Source organism: Halopenitus persicus, assembly GCF_002355635.1.
GTDB lineage: Archaea > Halobacteriota > Halobacteria > Halobacteriales > Haloferacaceae > Halopenitus > Halopenitus persicus_A.
Genome location: NZ_AP017558.1, coordinates 2588937 through 2604273, shown reverse-complemented (window position 1 = coordinate 2604273; position 15337 = coordinate 2588937). Strand labels below are relative to the sequence as shown.

At 68.0% G+C, this 15337-nt stretch carries 15 protein-coding genes; 8 read left to right on the top strand and 7 right to left on the bottom strand.

Annotation, left to right across the window (positions count from 1 at the left end; all coding sequences use genetic code 11):
- Positions 1-120 precede the first annotated feature (120 nt).
- From CPZ00_RS12640 to CPZ00_RS12610, 7 genes are all read left to right on the top strand, one after another.
- Positions 121-3045: a type II/IV secretion system ATPase subunit gene (locus CPZ00_RS12640; protein WP_233255089.1), complete on the top strand. Its 2925-nt coding sequence runs from the start codon at positions 121-123 to the stop codon at positions 3043-3045.
- A gap of 79 nt (positions 3046-3124) precedes the next feature.
- Complete coding sequence (locus CPZ00_RS12635) at positions 3125-5164, top strand: type II secretion system F family protein (protein ID WP_096391202.1); 2040 nt, start codon at positions 3125-3127, stop codon at positions 5162-5164.
- A 5-nt stretch (positions 5165-5169) separates the two neighbouring features.
- Complete coding sequence (locus CPZ00_RS12630; protein WP_096391201.1) at positions 5170-5730, top strand: DUF7287 family protein; 561 nt, start codon at positions 5170-5172, stop codon at positions 5728-5730.
- Between the two features lies 1 nt (position 5731).
- Complete coding sequence (locus CPZ00_RS12625; RefSeq protein WP_096391200.1) at positions 5732-6364, top strand: DUF7288 family protein; 633 nt, start codon at positions 5732-5734, stop codon at positions 6362-6364.
- Positions 6352-7413, top strand: a complete 1062-nt coding sequence (locus CPZ00_RS12620) for a DUF7261 family protein (RefSeq protein ID WP_096391199.1) — start codon at positions 6352-6354, stop codon at positions 7411-7413. Before CPZ00_RS12625 ends, CPZ00_RS12620 begins: the two co-directional genes overlap by 13 nt.
- Positions 7403-7900, top strand: coding sequence for a DUF7266 family protein (locus CPZ00_RS12615; protein ID WP_096391198.1), 498 nt, complete (start codon positions 7403-7405; stop codon positions 7898-7900). Before CPZ00_RS12620 ends, CPZ00_RS12615 begins: the two co-directional genes overlap by 11 nt.
- Positions 7901-8001: 101 nt before the next feature.
- Positions 8002-9489 carry a DUF7289 family protein gene (locus CPZ00_RS12610; RefSeq protein ID WP_096391197.1) on the top strand — a complete coding sequence of 496 codons (1488 nt, stop codon included), beginning with the start codon at positions 8002-8004 and terminating at the stop codon, positions 9487-9489.
- A 76-nt stretch (positions 9490-9565) separates the two neighbouring features.
- On the opposite strand, the gene CPZ00_RS12605 is transcribed toward CPZ00_RS12610, so the two are convergent.
- From CPZ00_RS12605 to CPZ00_RS12590, 4 genes are all read right to left on the bottom strand, one after another.
- Positions 9566-10306 (bottom strand): DUF7289 family protein, encoded by a 741-nt coding sequence (locus CPZ00_RS12605; protein ID WP_096391196.1) that lies wholly within the window; start codon positions 10304-10306, stop codon positions 9566-9568.
- Positions 10307-10452: 146 nt separating this feature from the next.
- On the bottom strand, positions 10453-11430 hold the full coding sequence (locus tag CPZ00_RS12600) for a class 1 fructose-bisphosphatase (RefSeq protein ID WP_096391195.1): 978 nt from the start codon (positions 11428-11430) through the stop codon (positions 10453-10455).
- Positions 11430-12248 (bottom strand): class I fructose-bisphosphate aldolase, encoded by an 819-nt coding sequence (locus CPZ00_RS12595; RefSeq protein WP_096391194.1) that lies wholly within the window; start codon positions 12246-12248, stop codon positions 11430-11432. Before CPZ00_RS12595 ends, CPZ00_RS12600 begins: the two co-directional genes overlap by 1 nt.
- Positions 12249-12370: 122 nt before the next feature.
- Entirely contained in the window at positions 12371-13129 is a 759-nt protein-coding gene (locus tag CPZ00_RS12590; protein WP_096391193.1) for a DUF7409 domain-containing protein, read from the bottom strand.
- Between the two features lie 190 nt (positions 13130-13319).
- Between CPZ00_RS12590 and CPZ00_RS12585 the strand changes: the two genes are divergently transcribed.
- Positions 13320-13784 carry a DUF7529 family protein gene (locus CPZ00_RS12585; RefSeq protein WP_096391192.1) on the top strand — a complete coding sequence of 155 codons (465 nt, stop codon included), beginning with the start codon at positions 13320-13322 and terminating at the stop codon, positions 13782-13784.
- Between the two features lie 131 nt (positions 13785-13915).
- On the opposite strand, the gene CPZ00_RS12580 is transcribed toward CPZ00_RS12585, so the two are convergent.
- Genes CPZ00_RS12580 through CPZ00_RS12570 form a run of 3 tightly spaced genes read right to left on the bottom strand, consistent with a single transcriptional unit; the run spans position 13916 to position 15241 of the window.
- A complete protein-coding gene (locus CPZ00_RS12580) occupies positions 13916-14575 on the bottom strand; it encodes a phosphate ABC transporter permease (protein ID WP_096391191.1) in 660 nt (219 codons plus the stop codon).
- A gap of 38 nt (positions 14576-14613) precedes the next feature.
- Positions 14614-15006 (bottom strand): methylmalonyl-CoA epimerase, encoded by a 393-nt coding sequence (mce, locus tag CPZ00_RS12575; RefSeq protein ID WP_096391190.1) that lies wholly within the window; start codon positions 15004-15006, stop codon positions 14614-14616.
- A gap of 40 nt (positions 15007-15046) precedes the next feature.
- A complete protein-coding gene (locus tag CPZ00_RS12570; protein ID WP_096391189.1) occupies positions 15047-15241 on the bottom strand; it encodes a DUF7501 family protein in 195 nt (64 codons plus the stop codon).
- Positions 15242-15337: the final 96 nt, after the last annotated feature.

Below are 15337 nucleotides of genomic sequence, written 5' to 3'. Positions count from 1 at the left end.
CGTCGACGGCGTCGCCTCCGGTCTCGCGAACGGCCGATCCGCCGAAAACTGCCGAGACAGGTTGTCTGGATGACTCTTTTGGTGGAAGCCTTTTTGACTCTCCCGGGATTGGTGCGGGTAATGGCTGAGAACGCCGACGGCGAACCGGATCCGCCGGATGCCGAGCGAGATCGAACTGAACTCGGTTCGGTGGACGGCTCCGGTTCCGCCCCGGCGAACGAGTCCGGTTCCGCCCCGGCGAACGGGTCCGGGATCGACCCCGCGGCCCTCTCGGACCGGATCGCGGCCGCGGCCACCGTCGGTGAGACGCTCCGCGACCGGTGTGCGGAGCGGTACGACCTCGATTCGGTGCCGGTCGCGAAAGGGTATTACACCTGGGAGGACTACAAGCACGAATACGTTTATGACGGCCGCGGCGAGCCGCCGACCGGCGCGGACGGTGATCCCGACCCGTTCGATTCGGCGGCAGCGCTCGGCTTCGACCCCGACGCGACCGAGACCTTTCTGTCGGCCGGCGCCGGGCTCGCGGCCCACCTCTCGAACGCGGTCGAGGAGCGAACGGTGAGCGTCGCCGACGACATCGACGAGGACGCGTTCTTCGCGACCGACGAGGGGACGACGACGCTCGTCAACCGGTACGACCTGGAGAAGGCGGTGCCGACGGCGAAGAAATCACATTTCCGGGAGGTCGAGCGCTACTGGGTGAACAAGCCGTACGCGTTCGTGATACTCTTTCACTCGACGAAGGAGAACGAGAAGAAGTACTACGCGATCCAGCCCCACCGAACCGAGATCGAGACGGAGATCAACGACTACCTCACCGGCAAGCTACGCACGTCGATCAAGTACGCCGACGAGGCGATCTCCGGCGGCGACGAGGCGGAGCGGAAGGCAGTGATCGCCGATGAGACCTACCGGCTGCTCGACCGGTACGACCTCTACTCGCGCGAGTCGGATGCGAGCCCCGTCGGGGCGGCGTTCGACCGGTTCGGATTCGAGCCGAGCGACGGGATCGCGGGACGGATCGCGCAGGCGCTCGGCTACGACGCCCGTGACTCCGGCGACTACGATACGCTCGAGGGCATCGCCGCGCGCCCGGAGCCGGCCGTTCTCGAGGAGGACGCCGAAACGCTCTCCGAGTACCAGGTCGAGAAGCTGCTGTATTATCTCAAGCGTGACTTCATCGGCTACGAGCGGATCGACCCGATAAAGTACGACATCAACGTCGAGGACGTCTCCTGTGACGGATACGACTCCCCGGTGTTCGTCTACCACTCCGAGTACGAACAGCTCATCACGAACGTCCATCACGGGACGACGGAACTCGACGACTTCGTCGTGAAGCTCGCCCAGCGATCCGGAAAGGGGATCTCCAAGCGGTCGCCGCAGGTCGACTGTACGCTGCCGGACGGCTCGCGGGCACAGCTCACCCTCGGAACCGAGGTCTCCGACCACGGGACGAACTACACCATCCGGCAGTTCAAGGACGTCCCGTTCACGCCGGTCGACCTCGTCAACTGGAACACGTTCTCGCTGGAGGAGATGGCCTTCCTGTGGCTCTGCATCGAGAACCACAAGTCGCTCATCTTCGCGGGCGGGACTGCCTCCGGGAAGACGACGAGCCTGAACGCGGTCTCGCTGTTCATCCCCTCGAACTCGAAGATCGTCTCGATCGAGGACACCCGCGAGGTCGAGCTGCCCCAGCGCAACTGGATCGCCTCCGTCACCCGGCCCTCCTTCAGCGACGACGACAAGGGCGACGTCGACGAATTCGACCTGCTCGAGGCCGCGCTCCGGCAGCGCCCCGACTACATCGTGATGGGCGAGATCCGTGGCGAGGAGGGACGGACGGCCTTCCAGGTGATGTCGACCGGTCACACGACCTACACGACCTTCCACGCCGACTCGGTCGGTGAGGTGCTCAAGCGGTTCACCACCGACCCGATCAACGTCTCGAAGACGATGTTCACGGCGCTGGATCTGGTCTCCGTCCAGTCCTCGACGCGCGTGAAGGGCCGGAAGGTCAGGCGGAACAAGTCGCTCACCGAGATCAACCACTACGACGCCGAGAACGACGAGATAAACGTGCAGGACGTCTTCCAGTGGCAGGCTGAGACCGACGAGTTCCTCCGGATGGGGGAATCGAGCACCCTCGAGGAGATCATCTTCGACCGCGGATGGGACCGGGAGACGCTGGACGCGGAGCTGTTCAAACGCCGCGTCGTGCTTGCGTACCTCATCGACCGCGGGCTCAACACCTACGCGGAGGTGGCGGCGACGTTTCAGGCGTTCATCAACGACCCCGAGACGATCCTCGCATTGATGGCCACCGACGGCCTGCGCAGCTCGCTCGAGGACCTCCGCGAGATGGAGTCGGTTCAGATCAACGTCGACCCCGAGACCGAGGCGATGGTGCCGCGTCCCGATCCGGACGAGGACGGGCGGACGGAGGCCGCGGAGATCCTCGCCGACGCGGAGGACCTGTTCGCGGAGTATCGCGGCACCGTCCCCGATTCGGTCGCGGACGCACTCGTCGACGTTCCCGCCGCGTCCGACGTCGAGGCGGAACCGGCCGCCGACCGGTCGACGCTGCAGTCCATCGCCGCCGCAGCCGGGTCGACGGACGGCCGATCCGGGGATGACGAACCCGGGAAGGGCCACTCCGGAGAGATCGGATCCGTGACCGGGGCGGGCAGCCCGACGGCGTCCGACGATCCTGCAGAGCCCGCCGCGGCTGCGGCCTCCAGGTCGGACGATGGTCCGGACGGATCGTTGACCCTTCGGAACCCGACCCAGCCGATGGAACCACAGGCCACCGACGAACGTGACCGTGACGGCGCCGAGCCGGGCAATCCCGGAGACCCGGACGAGCCGAGCGATCGGGGGAAAACGAGCGACGCGGAGGGCGACGAATCCGAGGATGCGGCCGACGCCGGCGACGCGGGGGAAGAGGAGTCCGAGGATGCGGCCGACGCCGGCGACGCGGAGATCGATATGGACGAGTGGGGATTCGGATCGATCGAGGACGGCGGGTCGCGAGAATGACTGTCGTCACGCGCGCAGGCACCGTGCCGGATGAGCGCCGAACGGGAACGACCAGTCGCCGGCGGAGAGTGACGGGCCGATGAGCGTCTCGGGACCGGAGGGGACCGCGACCGGAACTGACCTTCTCGGGACCGCATTCTATCCCGTCTTTCGGCTGCTCTTCGACCCGGACGGCGATTTCGTCGCGGACGTCGAGACGAAGCTGACCGAGGCGCGGATGACGGACACCGTCGAGCTGTACGTCTCGAAGGCGCTCGCGATCGGGATCCTGACCGGGCTCGTGCTGTGGGTGGTCGGGACGTTCGCCAGCTACACGGCCTTCGCCGTCGGGATCGTGGATCCGAGCGCGGTTCGGCTCGGCATTCCGGTCCCGGACCCGGAGCTGGCGGCGTTCCTCCGATCGCTTGCGGTTCCGACGGCGGTGTTCATCGCCGGGCTCGTCTTCGGGACGATCGGGTTCGCGATCGGGTTCGGGAGTCTGCTGGTGATCCCGTACTCGCGGTCGTCGTCACGGAAGCGTGAGATCGATATGCTGCTCGCCGACTCGGTGTCGTTCATGTACGCGCTGTCGGTCGGGGGGCTCAATCAGCTCGAGATCCTCCGGGCGATGGCGGCCGCCGAGGACACCTACGGCGAGGTCTCAAGGGAGTTCCAGAGCATCGTCAACGAGACCGAGTACTTCGGGACCGACTATCGAAACGCCATCCGGCAGCAGTCGATGGAGACGCCCTCCGAGGAGCTCTCACAGTTTCTCACCGACATGCTCTCGATAGTCAACTCCGGCGGAGATATGGAGCGGTTCCTGAGCGATAAAAAGGAGAAGCACCTCCGAACGGCCAAACAGCAACAGGAGATGACCCTCGAGACGCTCGAGCTGTTCGGCGAGATGTACATGACGCTCTCGCTGTTCCCGCTGTTGCTCATCATCCTCCTCGTCATCATGGGAATGATGGGCGATTCCGACGACCGGCTGCTGTATGCGACCGTCTACCTGCTCATTCCGTTGACCGGCGTCGGGTTCCTCGTGCTGGTCTCGACGGTGAAACAGGACGAGCCCGGCGACGGCTACCTCCGGCCGGCCGACGGCAGCGACCGTCTCGAGACGACGAGCAAGGAGGGCCTGGTCCATCTCGGTCTCGTGGAAGGGTTCGTCGGTCGCCACGCGGTCTTCGACCGTATCAAGGGCCGCGAGGGGACCCACAAGACGTTGGAGCTGCTCACGAAGCCCCACCTGTTCTTCAAGCGGAACCCGCTGTACACCCTGGTGTTGACCGTTCCCGCCGCTCTGGTGCTGGTCGCGAACGCGGTCGTGAGCGGCATCGCGCCAACGACCGTCGACGCGTGGATCGCACGACCCGTCTGGAGCACCGTCATCTGGGCGTACGTTCCGCTGTATCTCACCCTGGTTCCGCTGGCGTTCTTCCACGAGTGGCACGAGCGCTCGCGGTCGGCGATCGTCGGGAAGCTCTCGGAGAACCTCCGGAAGCTCTCCTCGGCCAACGACACGGGCCAGACCCTGTTGGAGTCGATCCGGACGGTCTCGGAGACCTCCTCCGGAAAGCTCGCCGACGAGTTCGACGTGATGTACGCCAAGGTGAACTACGGGATGAGCCTCCGGGAGGCGTTCATCGAGTTCAACAACAAGTACCACATACCCCGGCTCGCCCGGACGGTCAAGCTGATATCGGAGGCCCAGGAGGCGTCCTCACAGATCACGGACGTGTTGACGACCGCCGCGCAGGCGTCCGAAAACCAGGACGACATCGACCGCGAGCGGAAGTCGCGCACCCGGATGCAGGTGGCGATCATCCTGATGACCTACGTGACCCTGCTCGGCGTGATGGCGATCCTCCAAACGCAGTTCATCGACGTGATGGCCCAGCTCGTCGACTCCGGCGGCGACGCCGCAGCGAGCGGCAACCAAGCCGGGGAGATGAACTTCGGCGGCGGCGTCAACCCCGAACTCCTGTCGCTGTTGTTCTTCCACGCCGTGACCATCCAGGCGATCCTCTCGGGATTCATCAGCGGCTACATCCGCAACGCCGACATCATCTCCGGCGTCAAGTTCGTGATCGTGTTGTTGAGCATCGCCCTCGCGACGTGGATCTACGTGGGGTGACACGGATGAAGCAACGCGCATCCCCACCGACCGGCCGACGCGCATCCCCACCGACCGGCCGACGCGCACAGACCACGCTCGATTTCGCGATCGGTGCGAGCACCTTCCTCATCGTCGTGGCGTTCGTCGTCGCCTTCCTGCCGGGAATGATGGCGCCCTTCGAGGACGTCGATCCGACCCAGGCCGCCGACCGGTTCGCCGACTCGCTGTCCGGCGACGTGCTCGGGCATCCGGTCGACGGCAATCGGCTGAACGAAACGTGCACGGCCGCGTTCTTCCGGCAGCTGCACCAGGACGCCCCGACGGGCGACGACTGTCGATTCGACGAGGGAGCCACGACGCCCGCCGAGGCGCTCGCGACCGACCACGCGGTGAACGTGACGATCGAGGCCCGATCAGTCGGCGGATCCCCGCCGTCCCTGTCCTACGGGGGTACGCCCGTTACGCCGGCCGCCGGACCTGTCCCCGACGGGGGCGACACGGTGACCGTTGCACGCCGGATCGTCCTGCTCGAGGACGGATCCGGCCAGCGGCGAACCTACCGGCTGGTCGTGAGGGTGTGGTGAGATGGCTCGCGACTCGCGCGGACAGGCACACACACTCGAGGCGGTCGCGGCCGCGATCGTGTTGCTCTCGGCGATTCTGTTCGCACTGCAGGTGACGGCGGTGACGCCGCTGTCGGGCAGCACCTCGAATCAACACATCGAGACCCAGCAGGCCGAGCTGGCGCAGGGACTGCTCGCGGGCGAGGCCGAGAACGGGAGCCTCAAACGAACCCTGCTGTACTACAACACCTCCGCCGAGGACGACGGGTTCCACGGCGCGACCGGAGGCAGGGGACAGTACGACGGGACGCTCCCGACCGGTCCGGACGCTCCGGCGTTCGGGCCCGCACTCTCGGAGACGTTCCTCGAACGCGGGACCGCGGTCAACGTGGATCTCTACTATCTCCGTGACGGGGACCGGCGGCGTCAGCCGCTCATCGAGCTGGGGACGCCGAGCGACCACGCCGCGACCGCGACCCACCGGGTGACGCTGTTCGAGGCCGACGCGATCCTCGGTTCCGATGGGACGCCAACCGACGAGACGGTCGCGGAGGCCGCGAGCAACGGGACCTACTTCGTCGACCGTGACGTCGACGGCACGAACTCGCCGGTGTTCAACGTCGTCGAGGTGGAGGTGACGGTATGGCGGATGTGACCCCGGATCCGGAGGGAAGCGAAGCCTCGACGCCCAGGGGACGGCGGGATCGCGCCCAGCTGTTCCTCGTCGCCGCGATCGTCCTCGCCGTCCTCTTCGTCACGCTGGCGGGGCTTTTGAACAGCGTCATCTACTCGGGAACCCTCGCGACCCGCGACGCCGGCGCCGACGCCGACGTCACGATCGAATACCACGGGGCGGCCGCCGACGTCGGCGCGGCCCTCCTGGCGTCGGCGAACGATCACGACGGCACCGCCGACCACGCAACCCTGAGCGCGACCGTCGAGAACGGCCTCGCCGCCTGGGAGAACGCGTCCACGCAGCACGCGGCGAGACGGGGGCACGTGACGACCGTCGAAAACGTGACCCCGACTGACGGGTCCCGGATCAGCGACGAGACGGCCGGCACGGACGACCACTTCCATCCCGCCGGGAACGTTTCGCGACACGACTGGACGCTTGCGGAGTCAATCCGCGTGCGCAACTACACGATCGAGGGCGACCCGAGCGCGGCGATCGACCCCGCCGGCGACCCGGCCAACGTCACCGACTCGTTCTTCGTCACGTTCGGGGACGCACACGCGCTCCACCTGTACGAGGACGGCTCGGAGAGCTGTCTCGTCGGACGGGAGATCGACGGCGACGGCACGATCGACGACGACGATCTCTCCGACCCGGTCTGCGTCGCCTCGGGAACGATCGTCGTCGACGTGACCGACGGGACCGTCGCACCCGGCGATGCACCCGATACCACGACCGCCTTCGACGCCTCGTTCTTCGCGGCGCTTGGACCGGGCCATTCGATCGCCTACCGGAACGGCGACGCAGTGGAGGGGTCCTACCGGCTCGTCGTCAACGAACCGGCCGGATCGATCGACAGCACGCCGAGCGACGCCTACGACGATCCGACGGACCCTGCTGACGGGGATCCGACCGTCGAGGCGGTCGTCTACGACGTGAGTTACGACGTTCGCTACCGGTCCGAGGACGTCCGGTACGAGGCGCCGATCCGCATCGCTCCGGAGGAGGCAGCCTACGATGACGCGTAATCGACTCGCCGGCGACGAGCGGGCCGTCTCGACCGTGGTGGGCTACGTCCTCGGGTTGGTCATCGCCTCGTTGCTCGTCTCGGGGCTGTTCGTGGCCGGCGGGAACGTGCTCGACGACCAGCAGACCGCCGCGGCAACGACCGGCTTCGAGGTGGCCGGCGAGCGGGTGGCCACGGGCTACGCCGACGCCGATCGCCTGGTCGAAGCCGCGGGAGCGTCCGCACCACCGACGGTCGAGGTGGCCGTTCCGCTCCGGTCGCGGATGGCCGGCGGGGGATACACCATCCGCGTGACGGGATCGGCGGGCGGCGATCCGCCGTACACCGCGACGATACACCTCGAAAACACTGACGGATCGGCGACGTACACGACCCGAGTCGTGACGCACACACCCGTCAGCGACGCCTCCGTCGCCGGCGGCCCGATCGTGATTCGGTACGGCGACGGGAGCGGTGAACTCCAGCTCGAGCGCGGGACGATCGGGTAGTTCGTCCGGCGTCCCGGAATCGGACGGGCTACCAGGGACGTTTCAACGCGCCATCCCTTCGTGCGTACCCTTAAGGACGGTCACGGCGTATCGGCGCCCGTATGTTGGACGTCGGGGGGATCCGTGGAGGGGAGAAAACGGACCGAGCGGCCACCGCGCCGATCGGCGTCGTGCTCCTGATCGGGATCACCCTCGTCGGGACGCTGGCCGTGGTCACGTTCGGGTCGACCGCGATCGCGGACATCCAGCAAACCGCCGACGTCGAGCGCAGCGAACACGTGATGACCAAGTTCGCCTCACAGGCGTCGCTGGTCGCCCTCGGCGAAACGGAAACCCAGACGATGGCCACCGGCGATTCGGCGGGAACGATGACGGTCGTGGAGGACGCCGGCCGGATGCAGGTGTGGCACGTGAACGCAAGCGGGGCGGGAGCGGCCGAGCGGCTCGCGGACGGGTCCCTCGGATCGGTGACCTACCGGAACGGTGACGACACCGTCGCCTTCCAGGGAGGCGGCGTCTGGCGGACCGACGGCGACGCGGCCCGGATGGTCTCCCCGCCACAGTTCCACTACCGTGGGGCCACGTTGACTCTCCCGATCGTCTCGGTAACCGCCGGCGAGACGGTGGCGAGCGGCGGCCCCTCGCGGGTTCGACTGACCGACAACGGAACGACGCGGGTGTTCCCGGACCCGAACGATCCGGACTCCACCAACCCCGTCACGAACGGCTCCGTCGTCGTCGCCGTCGAGAGCGACTACCACGACGGCTGGCGAGAGTACTTCGAGCGCCGAACGACCGGAAGCGTCGTCAGTCCCGCCGATCTCCCCGCTGACGTCACCGACGACGTCGACACGAGCCGCACCGTCTTCCTCGAGCTCGAGTCGATCGGCGGCGGCGGGGTCTTCGAGTGGCCCGGCGACGGCGGGTCGGTCCCGGTTCGGGGACTGGCCGGCGAGGGTGCCCTCGAGGACTTCTCGACGGAGCTGTCGATCTCCAATCCGAACAACGCGTGGGTCAGCTTCCACGCCGAGAACGGCGACCGGCGATTCGAAGCCCTGCTCGAGTTCGACAACGGGCAGGGTGCAGGGACGCCCGTCTGCGAGGCGACCTTCGATACGCATATCCTCTACGGCAACGGGACCGACACCCATCACTGGCGGCTCCTCGATTCGACCGGCACCGAGACGGGCAACGAGTTCGCCGACTGTAGCGGCGACGGCGACCTGACGGTCGATTTCGCAAGCACGGAGGAGTTCACCTACGACACCGGCACCGGCGACGTCGAGGACGCCGTCTACGACTGGGAGAACGTGAACGACACCGCGACGATCGTGGGCACGGACGGCAACGACGTGTCGCGAGACGACGGCCAATCGATCGCCGTGGTGGAGCCCGTCAGCTACTACGCCGCGCAGCTCGGCCCGACCTTCGACCTCGAAGTCGAGTACGCCACCGGAGGGGAAGGCCAGGGCAACCAGCTCGACCCCGGCTCCTCCTCGTTGACCCTCAGATACGACGCGAGCGGCGAGGGCCGGTACATCACCTATCTCCACGTCACCGAGAACGGAGTCATCGTCGAGTTCGCCTGAAAACGGGGCCGTCGAGTTCGCCTGAAAACGGGGCCGTCGAGTGGCCGAAAACGAGGTCGCCGTCGAGTGTGCTTGCTCACTCGACGGCGACCGCGACGTCGTGGTCCACGATCCGAAGCTCCTCGACGCCCGTGAACGTACACGAGAGACGGTCCCGTCCCTCTCCGTCGACGTCCTCGGTCACGTCACACGACCCGCCTCGTGATTCGTAGTGGCGACGCCACGCGCCGATCGTGGTCGCCTCCGTGGTGACGTTGTGGGTCACGCTCGTCGGGTCGTGGACGACGCGGACGCTCGGCTGACCGCGACGCACCAGTCGCACCTGTACCGTCCGGTCTCCGCCGCCGACCGCCGCGGGAACGTCGCCGGTTCGAAGCCGCGTTCGATGGACGATCGTCTCCGGGCCGCTGACGACGCTCGGCTCGCGTAGCATCACGGCGCCGCCGGGACTCTCGCGAATGAGGGCGCCGCCGACGAAGTGGACCGCCTCGTCGTCGACGGCGAACGTGATCCGGGACACGGTCAACGGGGCGGTCCGGGATTCCAGCTGGAACGTGACCGGATCGCCGATCCGCAGGCTGGCGTCCGCAAGCCGGATCTGCGTCGCACGCGATGGCGCGCCGGTCAGGACGTCGTCGTAGTTCTCCGCGAGGACGTCGAGGGCGCGCTCGCCGTTGGTGACGCGCTCGGCATCGCGTACGTCCTGGAGGCCGCTCAGGCCGGCGGTAAAGACGATCCCGACCGAGGCAACGATCAGCGAGAAGACGAGCACGAACCCGAGCACCTCGCTGACCCCCCGGTCCTCCCCGCGGAACATACCGGACCCATCGTCCGGGCGGTAATAAGGCTTCTCGGCGAGCGAGGAGGAACGACGACGGGACCGACCCGAACCTCAGCCGACGCCGCGGGGCGCGTCCCTCCGACAGCCTCCCATCCCGAAGCGCGCCCTACGCCAGCGCGTCCCTACGCCAGCGCGTCCTCGAGCCGGTCGATCAGGGGTGTGGAGCCGACGTGGAGCGGCACTCGCTGGTGGAGGTTCTCGGGCGTGACGTCGAGGACGTCCCGCTCCCCGTCCGATCCGGAACCGCCGGCCTGCTCGACGATGTAGGCTATCGGGTTCGCCTCGAACTGGAGTCGAAGCTTCCCGTTCGGAGCGCTCTGCAGGGCGGGATAGGCGAACACCCCGCCGTAGGTGAGCACCTGGTTGACGTCGCCGACCATCGCGCCGCCGTACCGGAGCTTGAGCTCCGCCTCGATCTCGCGGGCGTACGACTCGAAGGCGGGCGGCCAGTCGGGGACGCGTCCGCCGAACCCGTAGACGGTCGGGTCCGCGGGCAGCTCGACCGACTCCTCGACGACCGTCCGGGAAACGCCGGCGTCGTCCGGTTCGACGACCTCCTCGCGGACGCCGTCCTCGGTCGCGACGACCATCGTGGTGATCGGTCCGTAGAGGACGTATCCCGCCCCAACCAGGTCCCGACCCGAGGCGGGAAGCGGGGCGTCGTAGACTCCGACGACGGTCCCCATCGCGTTGTTCGACCGGAGGTTCGAGGAGCCGTCGAGGGGGTCGATCGCGACCGCGAGGCCGGTCCCGACGTCCGCGGCCGACTCCCGCTCCTCGCTGGCGAACTCGCCGACGCCGTCGACCGCGCCGATCCGGTCGGCCAGCAGCTCGTCGGCGTAGACGTCCGCGGCCATCACGGTCTCGCCGGAGGGGTTGGCCGTCCCGCTCTCGACGCGTCGACCCGGCAGCGAGCGGCGGATCTCCGGGGCCGCCTCGGCGACCGCGTCGAACACCGACTCGACGACGTCACGGACGGAGCGGTCGGTCGCGCCGCCCTCGCCCGTCCTGCCGTCGGTGGCGACGCGATCATCCACGAAACCGTCGCCTGCGGAGTCGTCGCCTGCGGAGTCGTCACCTGCGGAGTCGTCGTCCGTCATCACTCGGCCGCGGTCTCCGGGTCCCCGCCGGCCCGTTCGAGCGCCTCCGCCGCCGGGAGCTCCTCGAAGATGACGCCCTCGAGCGCGTCGAGGAGTTGGGTCGGGTTCTCCCGCTGGAAGACGTTCCGGCCGACCGCCAGTCCCTTCGCGCCGGCGTCGATCGCCGACTCGACCGTCTCGAGGAACGAGAGGTCGTCGGTCTTCGAGCCGCCCGACATCACGACCTTCGTCGGCCCCGCCATCCGGACGGCCTCGGCCATCGCCGCGGCGGAACCGGGGTATTTCACCTTCGCGACGTCCGCGCCGAGCTCGAGGCCCTGACGGGCCGCGTAGGCGATCGTGTCCGAGCTCGTGTCGTTCTTCAGCCCCTGGCCGCGCGGATACGACCACATCACGACGCCCATGTCGTGCTCGCGGGCGTCCTCCTGTGCGTCGCGGAACTCCTCGGCCATCTCGATCTCGTGGTTCGAGCCCCCGTAGAGGGTAAAGCCGATCGCGTCGGCGCCCAGATCGGCGGCGTACTCCACCGAGCAGTTGACGGCGGAGTCGGGCTCGCCCATCCAGAGGTTCGAGGTGCCGTTGAGCTTCAACAGGAGGGTGACGGCATCGTCGTAGTCGGGGTAATACGCCTCCGCGACACCCTTCTGGACGGCCAGCGCGGTCACCGCGTCGTGGGTCGCCAGCTCGAAGACGCGCTCCGGATCGGCGGTTTCCGGGTTCGGCTCGAAGTCGACCGGACCGTGTTCGAGCCCGTGGTCGTACGCCAGGATCAGGAGCTTGCCGTCTCGCGTGATGGCGTCGTCGGCGTCGTGAATCATCGTATACACGTCCGGCAACCGTCATCAAAAACACTACGGTACCGTCGCTCGCGGCGATCGTGGTGGGTTCGGCGTGGTCGCGCCCACGGCGTCCCAGTCGCCCACCGTCCACGGCCGACGTCTCAGTCGCTTGCCGCCCGCGCCGCCTCGTGCCAGCCGCTCACCCGATCGGCGTCGACGTCCAACACGTCCGCCACGTGTTCCGGGTCCGCCGTCGCGAGGCTCCGAACCGACGTGATCCCGGCCTCGGACAGCAGGTCGGCGCCCGCCGGGTCGACGGCCTCGAGATCGGTGACTGGCGTGGGACGGGACCGCTTGCGCCAGGCCGCCTCCGCCAGTTCGGGGTCGCCGCTGCCGTCGGCCTCCGCCTCCGTTCGTCCGGTGTCCGGATCCGTCACGCCGGATCGGTCGGCGTCCTGCCCGTCGATCCGGGGCCAATCGCCGGGGGACCACGCGTCGTCGGTCGCGTCGGTCGGTTCGGTCGCGTCGCTTCCCTCGGTGCCGTCGGTGCCACCAGCATCGTCGGTGCCGTGGGTTGCGTGTTCGGCACCGTTCCCGCCCGTGACCCTACTATCGGCCCAATCGCCGGCGGAGGCCGCGATCCAGTCGGCCTCCTCGCGACCGAGTCCGCGGACCTGCGCCGACCGGCTCTCGAGGCCCTCGCCCGCCTCGAAGGACCACGACAGCGAGTGCTCGCGGCGGATCTTGGCGGCGACGCCGGGATTGACTCCGGCATCGACGAGCAGCCGGTAGGACACGCGCTTGTCGGTGATGTCGGCAGCGTCGATCCCGGCCGCGTCGAGCTCGGCCGCCGTCGCGGGGCCGACCCACCGGAGGTCGGTCGGATCGGGGCCATCGTCGGACGACGTGGTCTCAGTCACGGTCGATCACCGGATACCGGCCGTTCGTCGATCCGACACTTCAACGTTTCTCCGCGTGTCGATTCGCCGACTCGTTGGCTCCGGCGGACGCCGATCGCCGGTTGCGACGGCGTCGCCGTTCACGGCCTCGCGCCCGTCGCGTCTCCGACCGACCACCGGGTTTTTCCACGCGTGGTCGAGAGCGGGGGGTATGGACGAGACCGACCCCGACGACGCGTGGGCCGCAACCCTCGCCGACCGGGACGCGATGGCCGAGGGATATCGCGAGCGCGGCTGGGACGTCGTCACCGTCACCGCCACGGCGACGGGGATCATCGAACGCCCGCCGGTCGGGATCACGTACATCCTCCCCGGCGAGGAGGCGACGGCGATCGAGGAGGTCGGGACCGACTCGGTAACCGACTCGTCGGTGTACGTCGCAACCGCCGACGAGACGCTCTACATCGTGACCGAGCTCCGGGCCACCGCGGACGAACGGATGATACTGCTGGCCGGATCGATCCCGCTTGCCGACCTCGCTGACATTGCCGAGGCGGCGCGGGAGGACGAGGAGTTCCGGACCCGATTCATCGGCGACGACGGCGCGGCGGCCGGGGCGTTCATCCACGAGCATCCCGACCCGTTCCTCTCGCCGCTGTCCGAGGACGAGGAGTAGGACGACCCGCACGCGCCGCCGAGACCGATGCCGCATCGATGCCACAGCGGTGCCACACATCGATGCCGCACGTCCAGCCCGGCTTGTGTCGCCGCCGGCTTGTGTCGCCGCCGACTTCGACGATGATGCGCTCACGTCGAGTCCGTGCCGTCGTCGCTCGCGGTCCACCGGCGCGCGCCGGGGAGGAACCCGACGATCGTCGTGACGTAGCCGAACCGGAACAGCCCGAGCTGGGTGAGCACTCCCAAGCCGAGGACCGCGAGGAACGCGGGCGTCGTCGGGTCGAACAGCAGCGGCTCGAACGAGATCGGGTCGGCGGCCGCCTCGAAGTCGGCGACCGTCAGCGACCGGGAGGCGAAGGCGGCGCCGATGAACCCGGTCGAGAACACGAGGGTCGTCCGCGTGAGCACGAATCCGAGGACCGCGCCGGCGGCCATCCCCGCCAACGTCGCACCCGCGAGGGGGAGGATCCCGTCCACGTAGAACGGACCGACCGCGAAGCGGCCGAGGAAGGCGCCGACGACGGCGCCGATCCCGAGAACGGCGACGGAGAGCCCCGCGTACGCGAGGATCGCACCGGCCACGCCGCCGACGAGAACGGCAGTGGCGGAGAGCGCCAGTCCCTCGAGCCCGATCACCCCGGCCAGCGACGGGGCAAGCAGGGATCCGATCCCGCCGCCGACCAGGAAGCCGGTGAGCGTCACGGCATACACCGAGACCGCGGCGCCGACGAACGCCAACAACAGCCCGGCGAGTACCAACGCGACGTCGATGGCTTCGAAAGCGACCATACGTCCCCATCCCTCGCGTCGTTACTTAAAAACCCGCGTCAGTGCGACTCCGCGACGAACTCCAGAAGCACTCCGCCCGTCGATCCCGGATGCAGGAACGCGACCTCGTGCCCCCACGCACCCTGACGTGGGGCGTCATCGATCGGCTCCACGCCGAGCTCGCGCGCACGGTCGATGCTGGCCTGGACGTCGGCCGTCGACAGCGCGAGGTGGTGGATCCCCGGTCCGTGTCGGTCCAGGTAGGTCGCGATCGGACCGTCCGCTACCGGCTCGAGCAGCTCGAGGTACCCGCCCGCGTCCGCCTCCAAGAACACGACCCGCATCCCGTCGACGCGCTCCTCGTGGACGACCGGCGTCGACAGCAGGTCGGCGAACAGGGACGCGAGGTCGTCGACGTCCCGAGTCGCGATCCCGGCGTGGTGAAGCTTCATATCGGCTCGTCCGTCGGAACTGACTTAAAAGGATCCGCGCTCAGCCGCTCCACTCGCCACGGATGTCCCCGGCCACGTTCTTCCGCCACTCGTCGAAGCCCGACTCACACGCGTCGTTCTCGCGAATGTGATCGACGAACCCGGCACCGGGGTCCGGAAGCGACGCGCCACAGAAGGGACAGTCGGTCGGATCGGTCCACGTCGGGTCGGGCGTCGTGGACGGTTGGGTCGACATATCCGTCGGTTGGCGTTTGTACAACTTATAATTTTAGTTCAGATCATATTTATCCCAATATAGGTCTTAAATATCTCCTAATAGATACCATAACCG